Genomic DNA, 25,502 nt, shown 5'->3' with positions numbered 1-25,502 from the left:
GTTTTTTCATTTACTAGTCTGATATGTACTTTTTGTGTGAATACTAGATCTATCTGTAAATGTCAAGATGATCATGTACATTTTCACTTGTTTAAGCATGTACAAATTTAATCGTTTTCTTTACTGAAATGATCTTTAATTCGGTATGATTGTCCTACAATGCTAACAACGGTAGCGTGATGTAATACACGATCTAGTATGGCATTAGCTATTTTAGGGTCCTGAAAGATTTCATCCCATGATTTGAAATTTACATTTGTAGTTAAAATCGTACTACGTTTTTCATAACGCATATCAATGAGTTGGAAAAATAATTTTGCATCCTCCGGATCAATTGGTAAATACCCAATTTCATCGATGATAAGCAATTTATACTTTGTGTAGTGTTTTAATCTTGATTCTAGACGATTCTCAAGCTTTGCACGCTTCAAATTTTGAAGTAAATCATGACACTTAATAAAATAAGTGCTTGTTCGTTTTTTAGCTGCTGCTATACCTACCGATGTCGCTAAATGGGTTTTACCAACACCACTAGGTCCTAAAAATACTATGTTTTCTTGTTGTTCTAGGAAACGTAGAGAAATAAAATCTAAGATTTGTTGTTTATTAATACTTGGCTGGAATTCAAAATCAAATGCATCAATCTCCTTTCTATGAGGGAATGCGCCCATTTTTACCATAGAGTGAATCATATTTTGTTCTCTTACATCAATTTCATAGTTTGTCAGCTTAACCAGTGCTTCCACGAATGACAATTGATTATTAATACTAAAATCAACGACTTCCCCTAAATGTTGTGTCATTTGTTTTAATTTTAAATACTCTAGGTTTGTGGTTAACTGTTGATAGCTATTCTTCATTTCTATATACCTCACCAATTACTGATAAATTTTGTTTCGCCAAATTGTCAATGTTCGGATATTTTGGTAGTGACTTAGCCAATGCGTTTTTATAATGTTCTTCTTTATAATTAAGCTTAGATTGACTGATTTTATGTTGTACAATTAACTTCATGTTATGATAAACATATATTTGATTATCATAGACTTGTAGACCAACGGTCTTACCTTGATACTCAGCTGGCACTGAGTATTGATTTGATTTGTAAGATATCATTCCTGACGCATTTACTTTTACAAGCTTATGTTTAATCTTATAGGAATCTCTTATTGTACTCGTAGGGAGTGGCTGTAAGAGATTCTTTTCTTGTTTTAAGGCAAACACCGGAATCTTACCAGTTCCCTGATGAAACGTTTGATTAATTCTTTTACATAACCTTTGTACAAATTCATGCAATTCTTCAAAAGTAAACTTGCCTTGATAAGCATGAATTTCATCTAGAAGTTTCATTGGAGCTTCTATTTTTCCTTTTGTATTTGGACGTCCTGCAATACAAGGTTGTACCTTAAATCCGAAATCCTGGGCAAATTGTGCAAACTTATTATTAATTGTTCCTGAAAAATGTTCTGTTCGAGCCTCATCCATTACAGTTTTCATATTATCTGTAACGATTACCTTCGGTACGCCACCAAACGCTTCAAATGCCTCTGTCATAAATGACAGTAATACACTTTGGGATTTTGAAATATTCAAGTGGAAAACTCTAAAGCGTGAATAAGATAGTAGAAGTACAGCCACATTTACAAATATCGTTTCACCATCTTTCGTTTCAAACTTTATGCTTTCTTTCCAATCTAATTGCGCTTGTTCAGCAGGAGGTGTTTCATAACGAACCTTTCCTGGTAAGTTTGAAGCAATACGTTTACCATCCTTAAAATATTTTTTGAATTCAGGTTTCCTATTGATATAGGCACGAAAAGTAGACTGGGAACATTGCAAACCATGATTATCCGTTAGATATTGCCATAGAACCCGCATATAGTAAAAAGTTTGTTTAGATTCATCTGATAAAAGATCTACAATCACTTCATAATAGGCATCGATTTTTGATGTTCTATTTTTGGTTCCTTTTGGTATAAAGCCATTCATGTATTTATCAATGGTACGTCGATCAACCTTCAATTCTCGCGCTAGTTGACTTTTATTTATTTTCATCTTTAAGTTCTCCATTAAATTTTTAAAATTAGACAAGTCTGTAAGACTTTTAATTGTAAATTCCGTTGGAATATCTAGTTTGATATACACACTAACCACCTCAAAGTCAGTATGTAGAATCCTGTTGAAAATGTACATGCTTATTCAAGTGTTAATGTGTACATTTAAACTAGCATTTATATCTATCATACAAGGAGGTGATATTTATGTTGAAAAAACAAGAAATTCTAGCTGTCTATCAAAAGGGACCTGAGGCTATTTGCGATTTCATTCATCAATTAGAACATCAAATACAGAATTTAAAAGGACATATAGGCCTCACGATACATGCCCATCAACTTAAGACTTTTTACTACCCCCAAGTACAAAAAAACGTTATTCTTTCTTAACAAGCTAGATAAGAAAGGATGACGTTTTTTATGAATCTCTCGATTCAAGATGAATTACAACCATTTGCGGAAGAACTAAAACGATACATTACACCTGTATTTTTAGAAGAACTGGCAAGAGAAATTGGATTTATAAAACGAAAACGTAAGTTTTCTGGCTCAGATTTAGCTACAATTTGTATTTGGATTAGTCAACGAGTGGCTAGCGATCCCTTAGTCCGATTATGTAGTAGACTTCATGCAGCCACTGGTACTCTTCTTAGCCCTGAGGGCTTAAATAAACGTTTAAATACAAAGGCAGTTTTGTTTTTACAACATATTTTCTCTTTATTGTTACAACAAAAAATATGTGAACAAACTCAAATCTCTAACCAACTTTTTTCTTATTTTAAACGCATTCGTATCCTGGATGCTACTGTATTCCAAGTGCCAAATGCTTTAGAGAATGTATATCCCGGCTCTGGAGGATGTGCCCAAAAAGCTGGAATCAAAATTCAATTAGAATATGACCTACATAGCGGACAGTTTTTAAACTTTCAAATAGGACCAGGAAAAAATAATGATAAAACATTTGGTACGGAGTGTTTAGCTACCTTACGACCAGGAGATTTATGTATTCGTGATTTAGGCTATTTTTCATTAGAGGATTTAGATCAAATGGATCAACGTGGCACCTATTATATTTCTCGATTGAAATTAAACACAAATGTATATGTGAAAAATCCAAACCCAGAATACTTTAAAAATGGTGCAATTAAGAAACAATCGGAATACATACAAATCGATGTAAAACAGATTTTGAAGCAATTACAACCAGGAGAAACATTTGAATTAAAAAATGCTTATGTCGGTGATAAACAACAACTGTTTGCACGCGTCATTTTTAATCGATTAACAGAAAAACAACTTCAAAAACGACGAGATAAGATAGCTGAAAAAGAAAAATCAAAAAATAGAACGTACTCAGAAAAAAGTAAATTGATAGCGGGGTTAAACGTGTACGTGACGAATACACCTTGGGAATGGGTTCCGATGGAACAAGTACATGAATTATATACATTACGTTGGCAAATAGAGATTATTTTTAAAACGTGGAAATCATTATTCAAGATAGATCATTATTCTACGGTAAAGCAAGAACGATTAGAGTGCCAATTATATGGGAAACTCATTACCATTTTCCTATGTTCCTCTACTATGTTTAAAATGCGGCAATTACTTCTACAAAAAAAGAAAAAAGAATTAAGTGAATACAAAGCAATTGGAATGATCCAAGATCATCTATATCTGTTATATCAAGCTACGCAGAAAGACACCCAAGAGATAACAAAGGTCCTAATCCGCCTGTTTACCCTACTACAGAAAAATGGACGGAAATCTCATCGATACGAGAAAAAAACAGCCTTTGATATTATGGGTGTTGTCTATGAGTATAATGGATTGAGAAAACAAAAGAAAGCTGCATAGTGAAAAAATGAAACCCGTTAGGGTTTATTTAGTATGTCTATTTTTAAGAAAATCAAATATTTTAAGAACTTTTTAGTTTATATGAAAAAAATTCATTTTATTTCCGTTCTTAAGTTGATGGGCATGGCCTCACGATACCATTTCGGGAAAATTGTACGTTTAGACACAATTTGGACACATCTTACCAATTCCGTATTTACATAGGAAATCGGTAAGATGGTTAGTATCTATTTCTTGCATATTTTGTTCGCAAAGGTCTTAAATGATGAATCGATGTCTTTTGCTGTACATTCCAGATATAATCACCTGTTAATGCAATATGTTCCCAACCTATTGGAGAAACGTGCTGCACATATTCTTCTGGAATTTCCATTCCTTGCGATTGTAATAATTCAATCGCTTTTTCAATATACACTGTATTCCAAATAACAATTACAGAAATTAATAACTGCAGACCATTCACTCGATGCAATTGATCTTCATAAGAACGATCACGTATTTCTCCTAACCGATGAAAGCACACGGCTCGTGCAAGCGAATGTTTCGCTTCTCCTTTATTAAGTCCTACTTGAACTCGCCTTCTCAGGGTAGGGTCTTGCAGCCATTCTAATGTATATAATGTTCTTTCTATACGTCCAATTTCTCGTAATGCTACCGCTAAACTATTTTGCCGTGGATAAGATGCTAACTTTTTTAAAATAAGAGATGCAGTAACCGTTCCATTTTGCACAGAACTGATTAATCTTAATAATGCATCCCAGTTGTCTCGTATAGGTTTCATTTGTATGGTGCCGCCAATCATAAAGTTTAGCTCTGGATAATAGGAAGGTTTGTCGATTGTATAAATTTTTGTCTTATCTATACTTTTAATTCTAGGTGCGAATCGAAACCCTAACATGTGACACATAGCAAATACATGATCTACAAATCCAGCAGCATCCGTATAATGTTCTTCAATTCTAGTATCGGCTTCATGGTATAATAATCCGTCTATAATATGAGGCGCTTCCTCAGAAGAACTAATGACTTGGGCGTAAAAAGGATCATATTGATCTGAAATATGAGTATAGAAGTTTAGGCCAGGATCTCTTCCGTGTTTGGCATTCACTTGAGCTAATGGACTAGAAGCACCACTTGACCTAAAATATTGTCCATCTGAAGAAGAAGTGGTTCCATTGCCCCAATGGGCAGCATGCTTATTTTGCCGTTGAAAATTTGATAAGACTCCCAGAGCTTTTGTATAATTTTCATCACTGATATACCAATCTGCTATCCAAGCAAGTTGTGTGTAGGTAACAGTAGGACATGCATCAGCCATTTTACTTAATCCAAGATTAATCCCTTCGGCTAAAATTGCCGCAAATAATGCAGTTTCATCTTTTGGCCCTGTTTTCGTATGAAGATGTACAAACTGTTGACTAAAGTGGGTCCAAGAGTCTACTTCTACTAATAGTTCTGTTAGTTTAATACGTGGTAATACATCATAAATAGCCCTTGTAAGATCTGCCACATCGTCTGGAACGTCCTTTTTTAAAGATGGAATGTGGATGTGACCGCCATAAACAGAAACGTCCGATAATTCTTGGTTTCGAATGAGTTGATTTACCATTGTTAATTGCTCTTGCATCAATCCGCATCGATTTTGTATATACTCCCTACATTTGTAGCAATAGACAATGGAATTTGTTGTTTCCTTTTGATTTCTTCCCAGGTTTGTACTGGTAATAAGTACTCATCAAAGTTTTTGTATTGTTTGCTTCCTGGTACCCATATATCTCCCGAACGAAGGTGATTACATAATTCTGTCCATACACTAAATTCATAGTAATGACGGTCAATACCATCTTCTTTTAAAACATGTTTTAACCATTTGGATTTTATAAAATCCACGGGAGCACATTCAGGAACTTTTCTTTTCTTGGATGTATTCAATTCCTTTAAGATTTCAAGTGCTTCGCATAATGTTTGGGTGATACCAGAAGATTGAAACGTATAAACCTGTAAAAGTCGCGGGGCAAACTTGCGAAATTGTCCATAATAGGTATCCAGTAACTCTAAATAATCGAATTCTGCAGGTCTCGCCAACGCTTCCGCTTGTTCTACCGAATGCACAAATTGGTCCCATGGTATAACAGCTTGTAATGATACAAAAGGATCTTGTTCGGTTTCTTTTGCTTCAATTAACACCTGCCCAAGTTTTGCAAATAAACGGATTTTCTCATTAATTAATTTTCCGTCATTTTGGAATGAATCGTTATGTATTTTTTCTCCTCGTTTAAACATGCGCCCAAGTAATTTTTCATTTACATATAAACCTTGATCAATTAAAAAAGCATAAATGTGAATTAAAAATGCCATTAAAGTTGCATACCGTTTCAGGGAATGGAATCGAGACAAATGTTGAGTTGAATATCGAGAGCCTTCCCTAGCTAATTGTAGTAATCTATTTTGGTGAATCTCTTGTCCGTTTTCTAATGGTAATGCAAGCCTTTGAATAAATTGAACGCGGTCTAATATTTTATGAAAATTTTTAAGAGAAACCGTCCCAGGTGGTTTTCGTAACCAGGATAAATTCGTAATATGTTTGTCTGCAGACTTTGTTAATAGCTGGTCTAATTGTAAAAGTTGTTGTGGAGATAACGCTTTTGTTAACTTTTTAAACGTTCGCCTTTCTGCACGTTCACATACCGCCCAAACTAAATGTTCTACGGCATACATGGCAGGAAGAATGATTTTTCTTTTTCGCATTTCTTGTATCAAAAGATCAACTAAAACCAGACCTTTATCTGTCCCCATAGCAGTTGGAAGAAGCCAATTTGCTAATTCTCGATATTCTCGTAAGGTAAAAGAATGGAATCCAAAATGTTTTCGAATTTTGCTGATGTGTTCTCGCCTTGTTGTATCGCGAATTTTCGCATAATGATGTATAGCTGCAGGCACGATTCCTAATCTTTTTGCAAGTAACGATACAAGAAAATCGGGTATTTTTTCTCCAGAAGCGAATGGTCGACCAGGAAATCGTAAATAGGCCAATTGAACCGCAAAACCTAATTGATTCGTTGCGCCACGTTGCTGACGGATGATTTGTATATCTTCTTCAGATAATGTATAGTATCGTATCCGCTCTCGTTCACTCACCTGGTCTGATAATTCATAAAAGTATTCTCGTTGCGTTTGAGTCAGGACTTCTCTCGTCGCCATCTGAACATCCTCCTATTTTTGTAAATAACGATACACTGTTGTACGAGAAATCTTTAATATTTGCGCAATATCTTTAATTGGGGTTTTCTTAGACACGAGTGTTTGTATCATTTGTTGTTCTTTTTCTCCTAACTTTTCAGGTCTTCCACCAAAACGTCCCCGAGCCCTTGCCGCAATTCTTCCCGCCTCTGTACGTTCACGAATAAGGTTTCTTTCAAATTCTGCAAAAGAAGCAAATAAGTGAAACATTAATTGCCCTGTAGCGCTAGAGCGATCCATCGTGATATTTTCTTGTACACTATAGAAGCTAACTCCCTGTTCATTTAATTCATTTACAATTTGGATAAGATGATGCATCGTTCTCCCCAAACGATCAAGTCGCCAAACTACAAGAGAATCACCAGGTCTCACATATTGAAGAGCTTTTTCAAGGCCGGGCCTTTTTCCGGCAATGCCACTCAACTTATCTTCAAATATTTCATCACATCCATATGCTTTTAAAGCATCTATTTGTAAATCTGAATTTTGATCTACAGTTGATACACGCACATAACCAATTTTCAATTTGTAGTCTCTCCCTGTTCAATAATTTAATTTTAGATAGATATCTGAACATACATAATTGTACACTGTTTATGGACACGATAGTAGGAAAAAATGTAGTGTTTTTTACTAAAAAATAAAGTGTACAGAAATATACAATTTTCTGTACACAAAAGAAGTAACTTTCTTTTATTTGAAACATGCTTGTATACTTATAGAGCAAAGAAAAAATGGAGAAGATATCATTCATCAGGAGGAATTATATTGCCACTACTCTTTATCTTGCTATTTTTTATCGTAAATGTTCTTATTTATTTCAAATCATCTCGATGGAGAAAACAACAACATCTTTACGTTCAGTCCTTTACATTTCTTATCGATTATTATATTTTTATTATTCCTATTACCGTACTAGTATTTGTATTAGCTCTTCCTGGTATTTTTATTACTGGTAACAGTACGTTAGATACGATTATGACAAACATATTTATTATTGAGATGTATTTATTTAGTTTACCTGTGCTCTTATTATGGAATTCTTATATGGCATATCCGAATCTACAATTTCTTTGTTCTTTATATGACAAAAAAATTTTAAATTACGAAGTTTTAAAAAGAAGTACCCTATGCTTAGAAGTCATTCTATGTTGTATCCTTATTCCATCGATTCACTACATAAGCATCATCTTTTTAATTGGGGTAAGCCTGTTTTTAGAGTATAAAATGGCAGATGATTCTTAAATCAGATCATCATATAAAAAGACTGCTGTGTGAAATTCAACAACAGTCTTTTTTATTCAAAATATATAAATCAGGGTTTCTTTGTACTGTAGGCATTCATTAATCGCAATAGGCTAATCCCTTATTTACTTCTTGTATATCGAAGGAAGTAGGATCAAAATCTAATAAATCCCATTCTGCGAAGAGTTTATATTGTGGATGTGAAGAATCTTTTATTGCCTCTAAAAATTCAATATATCCCGGAATACCTCCGATATCCTCTAAAGGAGCTGCATTTTCTCCTCCAATGCATGTTATTTCATCAGAATCTTGATTGAGTACATCTTCAACTTGAATCTGTAGCAACCAGTGATCTCCAAAGTCGTATACATATTGAAAAATTTGACCCTTCTTTTTGATTTGTTCAAGTAGCATGGTTCTATGAGCACGCAGCATTCGAGATGGTGTTGTCAGTTCCAACATGGAAAAGGGAATACTCGAATCAGGTGGATCCGATATCGTATATTTTCCTACAGTGAATTCAAATAAATGTTGGTGCTCCCATTGAAATAAGCATTGAATCACATCATGTAAATCATCAAAAGTTAATTTCGCAGGTAAAATAACTTTTCTCCAAATAGGGAAAGGGCATCCCACTAATTCCAAATGTAATTGATAGCATTTCATTCTTGTTTCCTCCCGCCTGAAGTAATAACATATTTCTCATTTTCACCGAAATCATGAAAAATAGATAGTAAAAGTCAAATGAAGGAATCAAAAATTTTGATATTTTACAAAGAATCACTTGAAATGTGTCCGAATTGTGTCTAAACGTACAATTTTCCCGAAATGGTATCGTGAGGCCTATGATTGCGGAACAAGAACGAACAGAAACGAAAAGAAGGCAAGCACAGGGAATTTCGATTGCTAAACAGAAAGGTGTCTATAAAGGAAGACCGACCCTCTATTCTCCAAAAGCAAAGGATCCACAAAAGAGGTTGGTATATAATCGGGTGGTTGAAATGTTAAACAATGGCGAAGCCATTTCTCATATTGCAAAAGAAAACGGCATAACAAGGCAAACCGTCTACAGAATAAAATATAAGGTGGCTAGTTATTAAGGATGTTACACAGTCATTTCAATGTATCTCTCATTGGACATATTCACAAAAATCTAAATGACGGGAATTATTAAACGGTTAGATAAAAAGAAACAGTGAATTTAATCGTCACTGTTTCTTTTTACTATTCAAAATATTCCCAAGTGATATCCGTATAGATTTTCACACCTTAACAACATTACTTTACAAGTAATAATTGGGATGTAGAGTTGGAAACGTTGGATTTTTGAACTTGTCCTGTTTTTGGTTGTGGTTGACCTACAGGTTTATTGTAATTAATATTTCCGTTTGCATCTAATTCATAGATTTGAGTACGAGATTCAAACGTAGATCCTGGTGCATGACGGTCTGTTAAATCTATCACACCATTGAAAATGACTTCTTTTGTTTGATCATCTAAAGAAAATCCCAATTCTTTCAACTTATTCCAAACTGTTGGATTATGCTGAGAAATTACTTTGAATTTATTATAGATACCTAGTTGTACCCAAGTTGGATAACTATTAACTTGATCTGTATAATATCCTTTAATTTTAGAAGTTCCTAATAATTTTGTTTTATATACAGGTGTACTTAGTTTTGCGGTTACTACTGCACCTGTACGAGGAGCTAACGGGATATCTTCCTGTGGAGAAGTGACAGTGTGCGTAATGGTATCAATTGTTGTAGCTGCATTTGTATAACCATAATTTGCATGGTATTCAAAAGATACTTCCCCTTTTACTTCCCCAATAAATGGAACTTCCACTCCAAATGTTGTTTTTAAACCTTCTTTTGCGCCAATATCTAAACTATGTGTGACTGTTAATTGCTTACTTGATTGAATGCTTTCCGTTATGTTTTGTGTTTTCTTTGTTAATGTTTGGTTATAACTTTCATTAATTGCTTTTGTATTAATTTCTCTATATTGATCTGAATTAGGATCTGGTTTAGGGTCTTCGATATATTTATTTACATTCATGTTTGAAATCTGTAGTGTGTTGGTATCCGTAATTGTATTTGTTCGATTATGATACCCATTTAAGGCTTTAAGAACTTGTTTTAATTCCACATTATCTTTTGGAATTGAATTTAGTTGATTTAAAACATCTTGCTCTTGACTTGGTAAAATTAAATAATTAAAGCGAATAAAGTTATACCAACTGTTTCCACTCCAATTTGTTTGTTCATTTAAATCATCTATTTCTACTAATCTATTAATCGTTTCATACATCGCATGAGTTCGATTATTTACACCTGGATCTGTTTGTTCCACACAACTCTGAGAATAATCATTTTTACTACAACTACTCATATCAGTTGCTGCAAATGAAGAAGTAGGTAATACCAGTATAGCTGAACTTAACAAGCATGCTGCAGGAATTGTACGTAACCATTTGTTTGTCTTCAAAATATATTCCTCCCCTTAATTCATTACTATACTTTAAATTATAGTAATGAATTCAAAGGAAGAACAGAAGGAAATGCGGATTTAGCAAAGGACATTTTCAATACATGAGCATATGCAATGTTCTCTAAAAGTATAAAATGCGATGTATACTTGCGTCTATTTGGAAATAAAAGTAAGTTTGTGACCTGTTTTTACACGTATCTCGGCTGTACCCCACATTGAGTGAGGAAAAGACCAAAATCACACATGCTCAGTCAGGACAGGCTCATTTTTTAGGTACTGATCTTTCAAATGGGAGGAATGGTGGGCATATATTTGTAACAACTACAACACAAAAGGCTAAACGTCACTATAAATCGAGAGCAGGCAAAACTACCCCCACTATGAAAGCGCCTATTAAGAAATTGGTACAAAAACTATGCTTAAAAGGATTTTGCACTCCGATAGGAGTACCCTCATGCAAAGATGGTTGGACTACTCTGGATACAGATCAAATTATCACTCGATTTAATAGTATCAATCGAGGCATTCAGAATTACTATCGATTTGTAGACAATTTCGCAAAAATTGATCGGATTCAATATATACTAAAATTCTCACTTGCAAAAACACTGGCTAAAAAATACCGTATTTCTGTTTCTAAAGTTTTTAAAAAGTTTAGTAAGGATATTACGTTTAGAATAAAAAGTACAAATGGGAAAACCGGTTCTGTTGCAAAGTTTGAAAAAGCATAAGCCCGTTTACAAAATACCGCTATCTTTAAGAAATTCTGAATAATTTCTGTAATTCCTTGTACGTCGAAAAAGAGAAGTCTGGAATGATATGATCCCCTTATAGTAGACAGGAAAAAGAAAGCACATTACCCTGTTTACTATGGAGGGGATTTTTCTATGGGGAAAATTAGAGTCACTTACGATGTAACATTTAAGAAAAAAGCTATAGATTTATATTTAAACGAAGGCATGAGCTATGAAACCGTTGCGAAAGAATTAGGTATTCATCACTCGGTTGTAAGTCGTTGGGTAAAACACTTTGAAGCTGAAGGTATCAAAGGATTAGAAGAAAAACGCGGTAAAGCGAAAAGACCAGGTATAGGTAGACCAAGAGGGAAATCAGAAAATCTAGAATCTAAAATTAAACGATTAGAAGCGGAAAATGAAATATTAAAAAAGCTCTTAGGGAAGTAAAAGGAGGCGTGCAAGCTATATCCAAAACGAGAAGGTTTGAAGTGATATTTGAGATGTTAGAAAAGGGGTATACGGTCACCCTATTATGTACCATTGCTGGTATAACTAGAAGTGGGTATTACAAATGGATAAAGCGGCACTTAGTGCCATTATATAAGTCCACTATAAAATATCATCATGTATAAATCGCTTTGAGATACCCGATAATGTTTGTAAAAAACATAAAGAGGGAAAATACACTATGTCATATAAAATACCAAAATCACAACCTTTAAGGTTCTGGTGCAAAAAGATTCGAGGAATTGCAAGTAAACTCTAAACCTTGGACATACTGATATTATTACTCTATAAAAGGTGTGTGATCAGTATGAAAAAGAACAATTTGTTTAAATGGAAGCATTACCAACCAGATATCATTTTATTAACTGTACGTTGGTACCTACGGTACAATCTAAGTTTTCGAGATTTGGTGGAAATGATGGAAGAAAGAGGATTATCTTTAGCTCATACAACGATTATGCGCTGGGTCCATCAATACGGACCAGAACTGGATAAACGGATCCGACGTCATTTGAAACAAACAGATGATTCCTGGCGAGTGGATGAAACATATATAAAAGTAAAAGGGCAATGGATGTATTTATACCGTGCGGTTGATTCTGAAGGAAATACGATTGACTTCTATCTCAGTAAAACTAGAAATCATAAGGCCGCAAAGCGATTCTTTAAGAAGGCTTTGCAGTCTTTTCATGTCCCAAAACCTCGTACAATCACAATTGATAAAAATCCTGCCTATCCAGTTGCCATCACTAAATTAAAGAAAGAGAAAAAAGTGCCGTTAGGCACTCAAATTCGACAGATAAAATATCTAAATAACGTAGTGGAGCAAGACCATCGGTTCATTAAAAAACGTGTACGCTCTATGTTAGGATTTAAATCTTTTGGCACAGCTACATGTATTCTTGCAGGAGTAGAAGCCATGCATATGATAAAAAAAGAACAGGTTGATTTACGGGATCAGTCTGTTTAAAATCAAAAAGAATTTATTCATCAACTATTCGGATTAACAGCGTAAAGAACGATTCCGATAGGAATCCCCATTGCCCTTTGGAATGTGTCCTTTATTTGCACCAGAACCGGAAAACCTATGTAGTCTCATTTTATAACAATCATGACTGGACCAGACAACCATCTGCTTTCCAAACCAAAGATATCAAACCTGAATTACTCAAAGTGATGGGTAACATGAAGGTACGTTCTAAATTAGGAAATTCCTGTGCCATTTGTAATGTAAAACAAGATATTGAAATGCACCATATACGTCATATACGCAGAAATAAAAAAACAAGAAATAGCTTCAATGATGTATTAAGTGAAATAAATCGAAAGCAAATCCCAGTTTGTAAAGAATGTCATAAGAAAATCCATCGTGGTGAATATGATGGATTTAAGTTAAGTAATTTAGCTTATGATCCCCGATAGCTTTGTTAGGTTCTTGGAGAGCCGTATGCCGTGAAAGTGGCACGTACGGTTCGGGAAGGGGGAGTTGGTGCGCCATCGGCGCTTGGCTCCCTACTTCACCTGTCACTAAGCCTTATTGATGAAATTGGATATTTACCAATTGATCCGGAGGATGCAAAATTATTCTTCCAACTCATTGATATGCGTTATGAAAAACGAAGTACGATCTTAACTACGAATGTTAATTTCAAGTCATGGGATGAAGTTTTCCAAGATCCTAAAATTGCGAATGCCATACTAGATCGTGTCTTACATCACGCCACAGTTGTGAGCATCATGGGGCAATCGTATCGAATTAAAGATTATTTCAGTAAAGAAAATGATTAAATTTGTACACGTTTAAACAAGCAAAAATGTACATACTTATGTTGACATTTACATAAAAAAATGCTGGTATGTTATTGTACATCCACACTCATATGATGTTTAGCAGTGTACTACATATAAGAATGAGATACAGAAACAATCCCATGAGAAGTATATATTTCATATAAATTGTATCATAGAAATCACTAAAAAGAATGATACCTATAATTGTAATCAACATAATAGATAATAAAACGACGGGATGCAAATTGAGCGGGTTTTTGGTTACATAGATGACGTAACAAGAAAAAGAAATCATGAATAGTAAGAAAGCAACGAAATTAGATTTATACATACGAGGGTCCCTTTCTTAAAAAATATATAAAAACATTGACGAATTACAGCGAATCCGTAGGAGGTTCGTACGAGGACACCGAATCAAACGTTTGTTTAAACATAAAGATTGGGATAGAAGCCCTCTATAGTTGATACATTAACAATTTACCGTCAAGGAAATCCCCTTGATAAGCAGTGTGTATTCGCCAGATGTTGCAATTGAATCATGGAATCGTAACAAGTATGAAAAAAGATTGAGCGAATACACTCAATCTTCTAAATGACAGCTTACCACAGCTTATAAAATATAATAGCAAACATCCCTCTATTTGACCTAAGGGGGACCGCTATTTCACATCTTCAAATACACGCAATGCATCTTTACGGAGTTGGTCTTTTTCAGTATCTGATTTTTTGAAGTCATATTGATATAAAGCGGATTCCCAATCCCCATACATCGGATTCGGGAACACAATAAATTTTTCTCCAAATGCTTCGTGCATCGCTTCTACCGCTTGATTTCTATCTTGTACAGATTTCTCATCAAATCCCGTAAAATCAGATAAATTATCTCCAAAGAATAGAACAATATCGTGTTCTGTCGCCACTTTCTTTCTTCGCTCTTCTTTCCCTTTTTCCCCTTGTCCTTGCAATAAAACATGATCCTTATCGGCTTGTGGGATATTCAACTTTTGTAAATTTTGTAATGTGGCATCTAACTGATTTTGTTTCCGGTTCGAAATGTAGTAAATGGATACGCCTTTCTCATTTGCATATTGTAAAAAGGAAAGCGCGCCAGGTAAGGCTTCCGCCTTTGCTTGTTGAATCCATTCTTCCCATTTATAAGGAAATCCTTTCTTCTCTTTCACTGTCATGGCTTGATACGGACCATTATCCACAACCGTTTCATCTAAATCTAAAACAATGGCAGGCTTTTTTGCACTTCCTTTAGCAAGTGCCGCGTCTAATTTCATTTTGCCGATGTTATATCCTTGATGGTAAAGTGCTTTCACTTCTCCCGCTGTTTGATACCAAGTATCTGCCATGACTTGTTGCTCTGTTAATGCGGATGTTTGTTTGGATTGTGCTTGTGGTGATTGACATCCCATGAGAGAAAGCGAGAACCATGTTACCGCTATCCCTGTCTTCCAAGTTTGTTTCATCGTGGATCACACTCCTAGATGTATGTTTTGTATGGTATGCGCTTACCTTACAGGAGTTATACTAAAAATACAATCCTCTTTTATTTTTTTACGAGCGAAAAGGTAGTTTCTACATTTTTATGATACGGAAATCACCCGGAAACATTTTAAGCGCGTTTATGACATCATGGTTTCACATTAAATCGCTAGGGTGTTTTTGTATTAGATATAGATAAAAAACGATTTTGGGCGAATCTGAAGATTTCATTTGAGGTGGAAAGGGATTCGTTTGGTGAAAACCACCATTTTTGAGTTCTATATTAGTTATATAAGCACAAAAAACTATGATAGGCAAAAGTGTATATTTAAATCCTGTTTATTGTTTGAATGAAAAAGCGAAGACAGAAGAAACCTCATAGACTCAGTTTGTGGGTTTAGAAGGCAGTCATATAAAAATTTTATTTTACAAGAAATACTATCTTTATTGTGAGATTAAATAAGAAGGATACACCTTGGATATTTAACTTTGTAAAACAAGGGCCCTCATCAACCACATTCTAAACGCCTCGTGTTCGACAAGTATTCAGAATTTCTTAAACGATAACCGTATTTTGTACAAGAAATTCGTTTTTTGAAATTTTGCAACAGAGCCTCAAAAATAAAATATTCAAGATATACAAAAGGATAGATTGAATGTCTCTCTTTTTGTACATGATAAAAACACGGATGAAATTTTTCCCTACTACAAATAAATGTGTACGGATGTGACGATCGATATGTCATTTTTATTTTTTAAGCATTGGTTTGTAACCCAAATCAATTTGTATACGATTCTATTTTAGGTGTTATCTTACTATCACCTCGGAAGGGGTTATGAAAGTCTAAGTATCTCTTTTGTATATGCAAAAAAATTAATGTTTTAAAATGATAGACAGGTGAAATCAAATGAAATTATTTTATGTAAAAAGAATGTTAATTGGATGCATCGTATTCTTTTTAGGCAGTGGATGTCTCCCTAAAACAATCATTGATGATGTAAATCTTGTGCAAGCGGTCATATTTGAAGCGTATAAAAAACAACTACGGATGACGTTTATTGCTCCTCAGCGTACAAAAGGAAATAAAGTACAAATATTTCAAAGTACTGCGCATTCCATGAAAGGAGCAAAACAACTTGCAAATATACAAGCGGGACGTCCACTGGTGAGTGGCCAACTACGCGTTGCATTATTTTCTCAATCATTAGCGGAGCAAGGATTGTCTGCGTCTATTGATGTATTAACGAGGGAAGCTTCTATTGGACATGCTTTACAAATTGCCATTATAGAAGGAGATGTAAAAAAATTCGTCACCTACCCGTATCAAACAACGGAAAATGTTTCGCTTTATTTGTATCGATTGTTAAATCATAATATGGATCAAGGAGTATTGCCTCATATGAATTTACATGCCAGTAGCTTTAAATTTTATCAAGAAGGAAGTGACACATTTTTCCCCATTGTGAGGCATACAAATGGAAAAATACATATTACTGGAGTCGCTTTATTTAAAAGGGAAAAGATGGTTGGAGAGGTAAAAGCGAAGGACTTATTTATTTTCAAAGGTTTGTTAGAAAAGCACGCTTTTGATATGCATACCTTTTCTTACGGTTCGAATTCTATTGTCATACAAAATATTGTATCTCAACCAAAGTACACACTAAAAACATATCAAGGAACACCCGCTTTCTTCATTGATGTTCATATAAAAGGGCGTATACAAGAAATCACAGGTAATGAAAATTTGCAGCAACAGCATGGTGTCAAACGTATAGAACAAGCAATAGAACAAGATTTACAACGAAAAAGTCAATATTTGATTCAGCAATTCCAAGTATTGCATACAGATCCGTTAGGATTGGGAAAGAAGTGGAAAGAAGAGAATCGATCGTTTCAAGAAAAAGAATGGAAAGAACAGTATCCGAATTTCTCTATTCATACATCTTATCATGTCACACTTACAAATTCTGGTGTTGTAGAATAAGAACAAGTAATACACCTTCCTTCATTTTATGTAAATCATTTTGCTATGATAAGTGAGGAAAGAGGACAAATATCTGTACTCAGGTATATGTACGTCTTGCGCCTTTGTGCAAATACGTAATGCTTTCTTAACCCTTAAATATGTAATTTTGCATATTTTTCATTTTGATACTATTTTTTATTGAGAAAAAATACAAGTATACTTATACTAAAAAATATCCTTTTAGAAGGAAAGGGGGCATATATATGACGCTTACACTTACTCTATTCACACTTTGGGGAATTGCTCTTCCTCTTTTAAAAGCCGTGATGTCATAAGTGATGTTGCAACATATCATTAACGTTTAAGGGATTCTGGATAATTGCTGTCATTCCTTGTACGTCGCAAAAGAGAAGTTGGAATGTGACTTCTCTTTTGTTTGTATATAGCATAAATGTTTTCTCTTCCTTTTATTGTACGAGAAGCCTAACAAAGAGTTTGATATGGACAATGGTCCCAAAAACTATCAAGGGAATCCCCTTAACACGTGTTGTGGATTCGTCAAATTTCGCAAGGATGATTCAAAATACAAGGTATGCACTAAAGCGCCTCGTGCAATCCTTATATAAATAGAAAGAAACTCGATTACCATCTTTCTACATGTCATCTTCATTTTTAGCTATATGTTTCGTTTTCTCTTGTGCTTCCTATACTTTTATTATTTTATAAAAAGAAGAACGTTTTATATCGTATTTTCTCATTGCTCCGACAGCTGTAACTTTTCCGGATTGCTATTCTTGATATTGCCTCAATAAATTGATTTGTAATTTGTAGGTTGGTTTTATAGAGATATTCAAAACAGTAATATGCAAAAATGCATATTTCAAAACGTGTTGTTACGTATATGGTAAAGAGAAAAAAAGAGGATTCAAATAAGGAGATAAATTAGGATGATAATTGCATTCACAGTAGTAAAGCTCATCGTATCGGAAAATTTTTTCTCTTTTTTATATAAAATAAACACCACAAGTGGGGCTTGCGGTGTTTAGGAGAAAGTTATAAAAAGTTAGTATAAGTGTTAGCACATTTATTTTACATGAAATTATATATATTGGTATTGAGAAAGTTACTCTCTACATTCGAGATAACAAACTATACATGCAATGATTATCCCGACGAGGAGATAACCCAATAGAATATCTATGCCAAGTACAAACTGGATATTTCTTCTCACCTATCAATTATTTTGTTAGTTGAGCTTCATATTTTTGAACTAGGCGATAAAATGTAGTTTTTGGTACATTCGCTTTCTCTATTGCTTCCACTGCTGTAATTTCTCCAGTTTTCCATATATCATATGCAGTGATAAATGCAGGTGTAATTTCTGCTTTGGGTCTACCAAGGTGTTTTCCTTGTTTTTTAGCTAAATCAATTCCTTCTCTTTGACGTGTTTTAATTTTGGTACGCTCTTCTTCTGCTAACCAGGAAAGAATTTGAAGTACAAGATCGGTAATCAGATTGCCCAAATTATCTTTATATTTGGTTGTGTCTAATAAAGGCATATCTGTAATGACAATATGTGCTTTTATATTTTTGGTGATATCTTTCCATTCATTTAAAATTGCTTCTTTATTCCTACCAAAACGATCAAGTGATTGTACATATAAAATATCTCCTTCTCGCAACATCATTTTAACAAGTTGATAGTTTCTACGAAAAAAATCTTTTCCGGATTGTTTGTCAATAAAAATATCCCTTTCATCAATTCCGATTTTTCGCATCGCTTCTATTTGTCTACCTTCATTTTGATCTTTACTACTCACTCGTATATATCCGAATTTTCTGTTATTCATTCTGTATGAATCTCCTTACATCTTATTAACATAATAATATTATAACAGGAAAAAGAACCTAAAGGTATCAGAATTATGGATACGTTCCAAATGTGTATAATAAAACCTTTAGGTTCTAATAATCTATTAAAATCCGACAGTTCTAAAAGGTGTACCTTTGCGAACTGTTGATCTAAAATATTTATCAACTTATGAATCTAGTTTATACATTTAATTTGTTATATATTTAGTGCGTAGCTAAAGTTTTAGTTTACGGAAAGGTAATACATTTGGAGAGGGGAATTGTATGAAGGATAATGCGTTTAGTTTTTTTATGATGACATTAGTCGGCATCATCGGATTTTTATTCGTGCCAGTTGTACATGCTGAAACAGAAACATCATTTCAAACAAATAATTTCTCTACGTATGGCTTGGGTTTAAAAGATACTAAAATGAAAAAAGATATACCCGAGTATACACCATCTATTTCTTATCTCACAAAACAAGAAGCAACCAAACAAAAACAACAGGGCATTCAAAATCCAAATATTCTTCCCAATCGCATTGATTTACGTGAATATTTTTCAGAAGTACGAAGTCAAGGGAAGTTTGGTACATGTGTCCCATTTGCTACAACTGCTTTAAGAGAATACTATATTGCAAAAGATGCAGGAGCACGTGGAACAGACATTACGTATTTATCGCCCTCTTATATTTATTATCCAAGTGGGCCAAAGGACGGTATGTATTTCGAATCAGCCTTTCAAATTTTAAAACAAGAAGGAGTACCTCCAGAAACAGAACGCTTGTATGATTTAAATCCAGAAAATACAAACCAATTTAAAGAACCCCTTACAGCCTTACAGCAACAAAATGCAGTACCTTATAAAATTAGTTCCTATCAAGCTATACGTCAAGCAAATATGATTGCTGATATAAAGCAAGCAGTAGCCAATCAAGACCCTATTTTAGTGGGAATACATGTATATCCCAACTTTGATGCAACTTCTACATCCGGAATTGTACCACCTGTTACAGAAAGGAAGTCCAGAGGGGGACATGCTCTTGTGATCGTGGGGTATGATGAGACAAACCAATGGTTCATTGTAAGAAATAGTTGGGGGACAAAATTTGGCGATCAAGGATATGCATATATGTATTATCAGACATTATTAGATATGTCAAATAGTGTGGCGTATGTGATTAAGCCTATACACAAGCAATATCCGCCATTTGGGGTACAAATGCAAACTACGGATATAAGTCCTTCTGAAATTAAATTCAACATTTCAGCAAAAAATGCGACTGCATACGATTTGTATAAAAACAATCAAAAAATCCAGACTTTTTCAACATCTACCATTACAGATTTAAATATCGTACCTGAGCAATCTTATATGTATCATGTGGTAGCGAAAAACGCGATGGGAGAAACTCGCAGCTATCCTTTATCTATTTCGATTCCACCTATCATATCGATTCAACAGGCTAGTTAATATCTTTAAAATAAGAAGAATCTAGTGGGAGCAACGTACTAAAAAAATGGATGTACTTGTAAAGAGAAGGAAAATATATCTATTTGAATATACACGTGGATAAAGATATGGTTAGTACAATGCACGAGTGTAATGAAATGATGACTTCTACCATGTCTATGATAAAATCTACGAAAGAGAAATACTGTTAAGCACACGATCTTCTATATGATTTGTAGGTGTCATCTAGGAAGTTTTTTTAGAAGACGGTCCTTTTTCGACCGTCTTTTCACCATACATGACCAACAGGTGGAAGATGAGCACAATATAAACGTTTCCATATTCGGTAGTTTGTACATGGAGGATATGTTAATATTAATCTAATAGGTTTTAATTTTCTGAACTTTACCTATTTTGTGACTAGAGAGGTGGAAAAGATGGATAAACAAAACATTTTGTCGGAACTAAAGAAAGGTATGGAAGCGGTCATTTGTGAAATAGAATTACAGGAACAATCAATTGTAAAAACTGAGGAGGTTCTACAGAGCTATCTACATGTGATGAAAGATATCCTTCGTTTACCAGATGTAACCATCGTACAAACGCCCAATAGAAAGAAGGAACTCACAGAACCAGAGACGAATACCCTTCATACAAATTCTCTTGCTAAAACAGAACCTTTTGAAAAGAGAGAATCGTATGTATTTCAGCGTAAATTAAAGGGAGGCGAATTACAAGGAATAGGATGTTTTGTCCCCGAACGCATTGTCAGAGCGCTAGAATTAGAACAGGGGGATTTCGTGTATGTAACAGAAAATGCATCTGTGTCGGATGGACGGTATAAGCATAGATTTGAAGTGGCCGAAAGGCGACATATGCCACCAAATGAAGAACGTGGTTGTTGTTCCTATGCTATTGTAGAATATGATGAAGAACGAAAACAATTTTTTGTGGAAAAAGACATGCAACAGAATCGTATATATGTCAATGGATCTCCTTATCGATTTTGGATTCCGCCAAAAGATGCTGCTTCTGTCGTCCAGGGAGATATTATTGATCTTGCCTATTCCAAGAGTTCTCCAGACATTGTCAGGGTTGCTTGGACGTATCCGTCTAGTTTTGTAAATGATTTTAGTAAACCAGCCCGTATGAAGAGAAAGCAAGAAAAAAATCAAAAAGAGTATGTACAAACGTTGGAAGGAAAGACAATTTTGATGGTAGGATTTGAACCAGGTCGAGCAGCCATTGAAGAAGAAATTACCGTTAGAGGTGGGCATTTTCAGTGGGCGCATGGGAAAAGGGAACGAGAAGTTACATTACGCAAAATGATACGGAATGCAGATATTGTCATGCTCATGTTAGAACATATGGGGCATGGTGGTGCAACCTCCGGCTCTAAAGGTGTGATACGGATAGCAAAAGAATTAGGCGTTCCCTTTGGTACGACACATACATTAGGGAGAAGTTCTTTTGTCCATAATGTTCACCGTATACTAGGCATAGATAGTGTAAACATGCAATCCGTAAGCTAGGTGAAGAACGAAAAGAAAGAACGGTTCTATTTCATAGTCCGAAATTAAGTTGGAACAAATACAAATAACGTTAGATACATTCGAACAACAAAATCAAGTGAAGAACAAAGTAGGGCAAAAGAAATCAAAACAAAAAACAAACATAAACCCTGATAAAAAAGATAAGCCAGATTGGAAATATCCAGCTAAAATGAAATAACAAATTGAATAGTGACTTCCCCTGATATATAATGAATATAGACCATTCTTTTATTCAGTTGAGGGAATGAGTGGATGATACAAACAGTATACGGTTCTTATTCTCTCTTATATCTTCACACATCATATGAAAAGGGTGTGCTATGTGTATATGATTTTCTTATATCGATTTGATGTAAAAGAAAATGGCATTCAATTTGTTTTAAATAAACAAATTGCTGCTAATATGCTTCCGCACCATGATATTCTATTGAGACCATTAGTGACAGTATTGGCTGAAACCTTACAATTGTATTGCTTGTTAAATAACGAGCCGACCTTATTAACGAGTAACATGCGAGAAAACGGTGAAATAGAAGTCATATTAAATCAAGAATTAAGACAATGTATAGACGGGTATACAATAAATCACATGATTTTGAAAAATGGCAAACGAATTGCTGATATTTTAATAGAAATTCGGAATGCTTATACCATATACCACTAAACTTACAGGAATAGTCATACATATATAAATTTCAGTTATAAAAACAATTGAAAAGAATGTAACAGCAGAAGTGTATCGTTTGAATTTCTAGGTTTCCTTTTCTATTTTTCTATTTTTCCATAGTAACATGGAAACTATCAGTAAGTTGGATGCAAATAGATATAGAAAGACAGGAGAGGAATTATACGTGGATAAGTCATGGTCTGGTAATTCTACACAATTGTTACAAGAAATTGATTGGAAAATGAGCAGAATTGAATCGATTCTTCAGCAGGTTTCTATAGAGGGTTTGATAGAAGAATCATATGAGATTCACGAGATGCTTATAAAAGTGTCTCAGTTATTGCTCATTTTACAACAAGACCTCAAAATGACACCACTGGCAAAAGGACTACATTTACAACTCCAAAGTATACAGGAACAGTATAATCAATTGTTTGATAAGGGAGAAATGAATCACAAATATTCTGAATAATCAGACAATAACAGAGAGACACCCCACCGCTTGGGATGTCTCTCTGTTATTGTTCCAAAATATGGCGTACATCCGACAGGTCCATATTCGTAAACTTGGCAATATCTTCGATATCCATGCCATTTTTATGCATGCCACGGATAAGTTGCTCTCTTTCGGCTAATTTACCTTCTTGAATGCCTACTTCTTTTCCTTTTTCAATTCCCTCTTGAAGCCCTTTTTCCATACCTTCTTCTATCCCAACCTCACGAGCATGTGCTAATTTCGCTTGTTCATCAAATAACACCTTTTCACGTGCTTCATATGCGAGACGGAAAGAACTACTCTGACTCATATTTTCCCATTTGTGGATGGCCTTTTGTAACACTGGATCTTGTTTCATAGCGATGTCCTCCAATGTGTGGGTCAAATGTTCATCCTCATGCGCTGGCAGTAAAAGTAACCAACGAGCAAATTCATTTTCCCACAGATTAATTTCTTCTTTTCTCCATTGTTGTAACAATTTAGGTATCTCAATGAAATGAATTTCCAGATCTTCAAGCAACACGTCTTGATGTTGCTTGCTCCAAAACTGTCCGACTGTATGCACATCATCATACTGAGGAAAGAGCTTAAAATCTAATAGATTGATGGTAATAGTTTTTCGCAAAGAACGGTAAGGCATACCTTGCTCTAATTGAGATGTATACAGTTTACTCCAATAATAAAGGGAACGTTTGACGATTTCTTGTGTATTTCGTAATTGAATTTCCACATTTACCTTGGTCTTATCTTGAAGTGTAGCTAATATATCTAGTATGGATAATTTATCTTCTTCATATTCTTTATGAATATGGGGATCTTCAAGTGTTAACGATATAATCGGTGTAGATAATGACTCATGCAAGATCGCATTTAAGAAAGAAATCAATAAGTCCTCTTGTCCTTGTACCCCAAATAATTGTTTGAAAGCATAATCGACTCGCAAATTCACTAAAGGTTGCGTCATAAAGTGAGTCACCTTTCTTATTTCATATTCTATATGTTTTTTATTATTCCCCTTTTTAGAGGGAATGGGCAAAGAAGATATATATCTATTGTAGCTGAAAAAGGAGAGAAGAAGCAACCTTTGTTGTTTTTTTGATGGTGTGTTTTATTTTTCATTACGGTACGTGAAATTTTACAAACCACTTGTATATGCACTTATTCTCACTGATTTTTTACTACCCATCTTTTCATCCCCTTATCTAATCGTATGGACGCTTTTTATCTTTAAAGGTCAAATGGACTCGGTGCTTTCTTCTCTTTCGTTATAGAGGAATCTGAGCGTTCGTTTTTATCACCCTCGGCTAATAAATCGGATCTAATTACCATTTATTGGGTAGTATTCAAGTGAACAGAACATGATCCTGTACCTCCTGAATTACATGTGAATCGTCAAATGGGCCGAACAGTAAGACACCGCTCGTTGCTTCAACTCTTCGTACGTGCATAATCTTTGTTTCTCAAATAATTTCGGATGTTTCTGTCTATAGTATTGGAACAATTCTTCTCCATTATTCCGTATACGATACCGACGTGTTTCTCTCATTGTGCCTGGGATTTCTTCCGGATCAAATTGTCCTAGCATTTGTAATGCTTGTGAAGAGGGAATTTCTTTCCCTGTCACATAGGCATGGATAAAAATAATTCCTTTTATTGTGATATACGTGTCATATAAATTTCCACCCATAGAAGAACCCCTCTCCTCGTTTTATTTTGTATCCGAACATAACTTTAGGTACACAAAATCGCGCTACTCAGCCCATCAGTACGTAAAGCGCTTGTTTCACTTGTTTATCGTCCACTCGATAAAATACTTCTGTTCCTTTGAGTTCATGTGATAACACTTTATGATTTCTCATTTTATGGAGATGTTGTGAAACCGTAGATTGCGGTAATGTTAAAATCTGTTGTAATTCGGTCACATTTAAAGTCTGTTTCCTGACTAATTGATGTACAATTTGTAGACGAACAGGATGTGCCAATACCCTCAGTATTTCCGCACTTCGTTCGAGTTCATGATTCAGATCATTGAGCTCCATATAAAAAACATTTGTCATCTTCTTTCGCCTCCTTCTTTGTTCAGGGTATGTTCTCACAT

Annotated in this window: 26 protein-coding genes and 3 pseudogenes; 15 read left to right on the top strand and 14 right to left on the bottom strand. The window is 34.6% G+C overall.

Annotated features, from left to right (window positions below):
- Positions 1–107: 107 nt before the first annotated feature.
- Both istB and istA read right to left on the bottom strand, forming a co-directional pair.
- Positions 108–860 (bottom strand): IS21-like element IS232 family helper ATPase IstB, encoded by a 753-nt coding sequence (gene istB / locus QCI41_RS28985; RefSeq protein WP_098866930.1) that lies wholly within the window; start codon positions 858–860, stop codon positions 108–110.
- On the bottom strand, positions 850–2,145 hold the full coding sequence (gene istA / locus QCI41_RS28980; RefSeq protein ID WP_353836570.1) for an IS21 family transposase: 1,296 nt from the start codon (positions 2,143–2,145) through the stop codon (positions 850–852). Before istA ends, istB begins: the two co-directional genes overlap by 11 nt.
- Before the next feature lie 116 nt (positions 2,146–2,261).
- Here istA and QCI41_RS28975 point away from each other — a divergent pair, with 116 nt between their 5' ends.
- Together QCI41_RS28975 and QCI41_RS28970 are read left to right on the top strand one after the other, a co-directional pair.
- Complete coding sequence (locus QCI41_RS28975) at positions 2,262–2,444, top strand: hypothetical protein (protein WP_353838903.1); 183 nt, start codon at positions 2,262–2,264, stop codon at positions 2,442–2,444.
- Positions 2,445–2,474: 30 nt separating this feature from the next.
- The gene (locus QCI41_RS28970) at positions 2,475–3,911 is read left to right on the top strand and encodes an IS4-like element IS231H family transposase (RefSeq protein WP_353838904.1); all 1,437 of its coding nucleotides are present in this window, start codon (positions 2,475–2,477) and stop codon (positions 3,909–3,911) included.
- 220 nt (positions 3,912–4,131) lie between these two features.
- Here QCI41_RS28970 and QCI41_RS28965 read toward each other — a convergent pair whose 3' ends face one another.
- Genes QCI41_RS28965 through QCI41_RS28955 form a run of 3 tightly spaced genes read right to left on the bottom strand, consistent with a single transcriptional unit; the run spans position 4,132 to position 7,676 of the window.
- Positions 4,132–5,589 (bottom strand): Tn3 family transposase, encoded by a 1,458-nt coding sequence (locus QCI41_RS28965; RefSeq protein WP_353839255.1) that lies wholly within the window; start codon positions 5,587–5,589, stop codon positions 4,132–4,134.
- Entirely contained in the window at positions 5,538–7,112 is a 1,575-nt protein-coding gene (locus QCI41_RS28960; RefSeq protein ID WP_353838905.1) for a DUF4158 domain-containing protein, read from the bottom strand. The genes QCI41_RS28965 and QCI41_RS28960 overlap by 52 nt, the downstream gene beginning before the upstream one ends.
- Positions 7,113–7,124: 12 nt before the next feature.
- Positions 7,125–7,676 carry a recombinase family protein gene (locus QCI41_RS28955; RefSeq protein WP_353838907.1) on the bottom strand — a complete coding sequence of 184 codons (552 nt, stop codon included), beginning with the start codon at positions 7,674–7,676 and terminating at the stop codon, positions 7,125–7,127.
- A 243-nt stretch (positions 7,677–7,919) separates the two neighbouring features.
- On the opposite strand from QCI41_RS28955, the gene QCI41_RS28950 reads away from it, so the two are divergent.
- Entirely contained in the window at positions 7,920–8,396 is a 477-nt protein-coding gene (locus QCI41_RS28950) for a hypothetical protein (protein WP_353838908.1), read from the top strand.
- Positions 8,397–8,495: 99 nt separating this feature from the next.
- On the opposite strand, the gene QCI41_RS28945 is transcribed toward QCI41_RS28950, so the two are convergent.
- Positions 8,496–9,062, bottom strand: a complete 567-nt coding sequence (locus tag QCI41_RS28945) for a plasmid pRiA4b ORF-3 family protein (protein ID WP_353838909.1) — start codon at positions 9,060–9,062, stop codon at positions 8,496–8,498.
- A gap of 179 nt (positions 9,063–9,241) precedes the next feature.
- Here QCI41_RS28945 and QCI41_RS28940 point away from each other — a divergent pair.
- Positions 9,242–9,496 (top strand): annotated as a pseudogene (locus QCI41_RS28940) (helix-turn-helix domain-containing protein); the annotation flags it as partial.
- 178 nt (positions 9,497–9,674) lie between these two features.
- Here QCI41_RS28940 and QCI41_RS28935 read toward each other — a convergent pair.
- Complete coding sequence (locus tag QCI41_RS28935) at positions 9,675–10,886, bottom strand: ETX/MTX2 family pore-forming toxin (protein ID WP_353838910.1); 1,212 nt, start codon at positions 10,884–10,886, stop codon at positions 9,675–9,677.
- A 218-nt stretch (positions 10,887–11,104) separates the two neighbouring features.
- On the opposite strand from QCI41_RS28935, the gene QCI41_RS28930 reads away from it, so the two are divergent.
- From QCI41_RS28930 to QCI41_RS28910, 5 genes are all read left to right on the top strand, one after another.
- On the top strand, positions 11,105–11,620 hold the full coding sequence (locus QCI41_RS28930; protein WP_353838912.1) for a group II intron reverse transcriptase/maturase: 516 nt from the start codon (positions 11,105–11,107) through the stop codon (positions 11,618–11,620).
- Positions 11,621–11,776: 156 nt separating this feature from the next.
- Positions 11,777–12,073: a transposase gene (locus QCI41_RS28925; RefSeq protein WP_353838913.1), complete on the top strand. Its 297-nt coding sequence runs from the start codon at positions 11,777–11,779 to the stop codon at positions 12,071–12,073.
- Positions 12,074–12,440: 367 nt separating this feature from the next.
- Complete coding sequence (locus QCI41_RS28920) at positions 12,441–13,103, top strand: IS6 family transposase (protein WP_353838914.1); 663 nt, start codon at positions 12,441–12,443, stop codon at positions 13,101–13,103.
- Positions 13,104–13,318: 215 nt separating this feature from the next.
- Positions 13,319–13,555, top strand: a complete 237-nt coding sequence (locus QCI41_RS28915) for an HNH endonuclease (RefSeq protein ID WP_353838915.1) — start codon at positions 13,319–13,321, stop codon at positions 13,553–13,555.
- 30 nt (positions 13,556–13,585) lie between these two features.
- On the top strand, positions 13,586–13,921 hold the full coding sequence (locus tag QCI41_RS28910) for an ATP-binding protein (protein ID WP_340873925.1): 336 nt from the start codon (positions 13,586–13,588) through the stop codon (positions 13,919–13,921).
- 662 nt (positions 13,922–14,583) lie between these two features.
- On the opposite strand, the gene QCI41_RS28905 is transcribed toward QCI41_RS28910, so the two are convergent.
- Positions 14,584–15,399 carry a 5'-nucleotidase, lipoprotein e(P4) family gene (locus QCI41_RS28905; protein WP_353838916.1) on the bottom strand — a complete coding sequence of 272 codons (816 nt, stop codon included), beginning with the start codon at positions 15,397–15,399 and terminating at the stop codon, positions 14,584–14,586.
- Positions 15,400–16,323: 924 nt separating this feature from the next.
- Between QCI41_RS28905 and QCI41_RS28900 the strand changes: the two genes are divergently transcribed.
- The gene (locus QCI41_RS28900) at positions 16,324–17,400 is read left to right on the top strand and encodes a Ger(x)C family spore germination protein (RefSeq protein ID WP_353838917.1); all 1,077 of its coding nucleotides are present in this window, start codon (positions 16,324–16,326) and stop codon (positions 17,398–17,400) included.
- Between the two features lie 367 nt (positions 17,401–17,767).
- Here the strand turns inward: QCI41_RS28900 and QCI41_RS30780 are convergent.
- The 3 genes and pseudogenes from QCI41_RS30780 to QCI41_RS28890 form a co-directional block, all read right to left on the bottom strand.
- A pseudogene (locus tag QCI41_RS30780) lies at positions 17,768–17,865 on the bottom strand (IS6 family transposase); the annotation flags it as partial.
- A gap of 221 nt (positions 17,866–18,086) precedes the next feature.
- Positions 18,087–18,213: pseudogene (locus tag QCI41_RS28895) on the bottom strand (helix-turn-helix domain-containing protein); the annotation flags it as partial.
- Between the two features lie 407 nt (positions 18,214–18,620).
- Positions 18,621–19,232: a recombinase family protein gene (locus QCI41_RS28890; protein ID WP_243169138.1), complete on the bottom strand. Its 612-nt coding sequence runs from the start codon at positions 19,230–19,232 to the stop codon at positions 18,621–18,623.
- Between the two features lie 286 nt (positions 19,233–19,518).
- Here QCI41_RS28890 and QCI41_RS28885 point away from each other — a divergent pair, with 286 nt between their 5' ends.
- From QCI41_RS28885 to QCI41_RS28865, 5 genes are all read left to right on the top strand, one after another.
- Positions 19,519–20,709, top strand: coding sequence for a C1 family peptidase (locus tag QCI41_RS28885; protein WP_353838918.1), 1,191 nt, complete (start codon positions 19,519–19,521; stop codon positions 20,707–20,709).
- A gap of 416 nt (positions 20,710–21,125) precedes the next feature.
- Positions 21,126–22,220: a hypothetical protein gene (locus QCI41_RS28880; protein ID WP_353838919.1), complete on the top strand. Its 1,095-nt coding sequence runs from the start codon at positions 21,126–21,128 to the stop codon at positions 22,218–22,220.
- Positions 22,221–22,269: 49 nt separating this feature from the next.
- Positions 22,270–22,419, top strand: coding sequence for a hypothetical protein (locus tag QCI41_RS28875; RefSeq protein WP_166669643.1), 150 nt, complete (start codon positions 22,270–22,272; stop codon positions 22,417–22,419).
- A 150-nt stretch (positions 22,420–22,569) separates the two neighbouring features.
- Positions 22,570–22,905 carry a hypothetical protein gene (locus QCI41_RS28870; RefSeq protein ID WP_065486598.1) on the top strand — a complete coding sequence of 112 codons (336 nt, stop codon included), beginning with the start codon at positions 22,570–22,572 and terminating at the stop codon, positions 22,903–22,905.
- Positions 22,906–23,092: 187 nt separating this feature from the next.
- Positions 23,093–23,380, top strand: a complete 288-nt coding sequence (locus tag QCI41_RS28865; RefSeq protein WP_065486599.1) for a hypothetical protein — start codon at positions 23,093–23,095, stop codon at positions 23,378–23,380.
- Between the two features lie 46 nt (positions 23,381–23,426).
- On the opposite strand, the gene QCI41_RS28860 is transcribed toward QCI41_RS28865, so the two are convergent.
- The 3 genes from QCI41_RS28860 to QCI41_RS28850 form a co-directional block, all read right to left on the bottom strand.
- Complete coding sequence (locus tag QCI41_RS28860) at positions 23,427–24,368, bottom strand: Rpn family recombination-promoting nuclease/putative transposase (RefSeq protein WP_065486601.1); 942 nt, start codon at positions 24,366–24,368, stop codon at positions 23,427–23,429.
- Between the two features lie 414 nt (positions 24,369–24,782).
- Positions 24,783–25,091 (bottom strand): hypothetical protein, encoded by a 309-nt coding sequence (locus tag QCI41_RS28855; RefSeq protein ID WP_353838921.1) that lies wholly within the window; start codon positions 25,089–25,091, stop codon positions 24,783–24,785.
- 67 nt (positions 25,092–25,158) lie between these two features.
- Complete coding sequence (locus QCI41_RS28850) at positions 25,159–25,461, bottom strand: ArsR/SmtB family transcription factor (RefSeq protein WP_353838922.1); 303 nt, start codon at positions 25,459–25,461, stop codon at positions 25,159–25,161.
- Positions 25,462–25,502: the final 41 nt, after the last annotated feature.

Source organism: Bacillus cereus group sp. MG4 (assembly GCF_040460055.1).
Lineage (GTDB): Bacteria > Bacillota > Bacilli > Bacillales > Bacillaceae_G > Bacillus_A > Bacillus_A wiedmannii.
The sequence above is the reverse complement of the archived record's forward strand: the minus strand, read 5'-3'. Positions and strand labels throughout refer to the sequence as shown.